This window comes from Flavobacterium bomense (assembly GCF_003970355.1).
On the sequence record NZ_RYDJ01000114.1, the window covers coordinates 1 to 1,375 of the forward strand.

At 35.7% G+C, this 1,375-nt stretch carries 3 protein-coding genes and 1 pseudogene; all 4 read right to left on the bottom strand.

Annotated features, from left to right (window positions below; all coding sequences use genetic code 11):
* Positions 1–408, bottom strand: a 408-nt coding sequence (locus tag EKL98_RS15985) for a UDP-2,3-diacylglucosamine diphosphatase (protein WP_148104439.1), incomplete at its 3' end; no start/stop codon positions are given.
* 94 nt (positions 409–502) lie between these two features.
* Entirely contained in the window at positions 503–952 is a 450-nt protein-coding gene (locus EKL98_RS15990) for a 6-pyruvoyl trahydropterin synthase family protein (protein ID WP_126563149.1), read from the bottom strand.
* A gap of 7 nt (positions 953–959) precedes the next feature.
* Entirely contained in the window at positions 960–1,160 is a 201-nt protein-coding gene (locus tag EKL98_RS17930) for a hypothetical protein (protein ID WP_199740733.1), read from the bottom strand.
* Between the two features lie 3 nt (positions 1,161–1,163).
* Positions 1,164–1,375: pseudogene (locus tag EKL98_RS15995) on the bottom strand (enoyl-CoA hydratase/isomerase family protein); the annotation flags it as partial.

The window sequence follows — 1,375 nt, forward strand, 5'->3', positions numbered from 1 at the left end:
TCGTTTGTACCCTTTGTCGCCAGGACCTTTCCCGTCTCCGTGACCAATAAGAAAGGTTTTTCCGTTGAAAGTGTATTCTTGATTATCACGAAATGTAGGAATATCTAGCACTTTCTGGAAATAATCATTCATCCATAAATCATGGTTGCCCACAAAGAAATAAATGGGAATGCCACTATCTCGAATTTCGGCCAATTTGCCCAAAACTCGAATATAACCTTTGGGAACTACGGTTTTATATTCGAACCAGAAATCGAATAAATCACCTAACAAGAAAATGGCTTCAGCGTCTTTTTTGACTTCGTCGAGCCAAGCCACGAATTTTTGTTCTCTAGGGAAACTCAATTCAGGTGTTGGCGCACCAAAATGCTGGTCCGAGGCGAAATATATTTTTTTGTTGGGCGTCATTTGATAAATACTGATTTATAAATATCGAGATTCGGAATTTGGACTCGAGCCATAGTGAACAGGTATAGCAATTTCAATTTATGGAATTTCTAATTTAATTATCACTGGCAAACCATTCGGCGAATGAAGATTCCGTTTCTTGTAATTTCAATGAAAAAAGTTTAATGTTTTGAGGCAATCTGCCGATAATTCTTTTCGAAAAATCGACTACCATATTTTCGCTTGTTGGCTGATAATCGACTAAAATTACGTGGTGACCACGAGATTCTAATTCTTTGGCCAATTCGAGATGAGGCGTATTTTTATTAAAAACGGAGGCGTGATCAAACTGATCGACGATTTCCTCTTTTACTATTTTTTTTAAATCGGTAAAATCAATTACCATCCCATTTTTTACGTTTGTCACATCATTTATAGGTTCGCCAATAACGGTAACCGACAATTTATAACTGTGTCCGTGTACGTTTTTGCACTTGCCATCATAACCGTATAGGGCGTGACCGGTTTCGAAACCAAACTGCTTTGTAATCCTGATTTTGCTCATTCTATTTTTATTTGAGTACAAATTTAGTCAATTTACTTGTTTCTGTCTGCTTTTTTCGCCCGATAATACATCCAATAAGCAACAACCACCAATAAAAAAAGGGTAAAAACGAACCAATGAGTACTCCAAATTGATAACCATTATCGGGAGAATTTTTTAATTTTTCTTCAATATTGGTTTGTTGCAAAAGTAAAATAAGCTGTGTCATTGCTTATTTTTTAAATTGATTCAAAGCTTTTTTAGAAAAATCCGACAGCACTAATTTTCCCGAAATTTCGGCTCTTTCGTATAATAAAGTCTTCCAATTTTCGGTTCCTTCCCAAAACATTTTTTTCATTTCGACCAAGGTTTCTGGGTTGTAATTTGCTAATTTATTGGCGAAAGCCGAGATTTCTGAATCTAATTCGGTTGTGGTTTCAAATA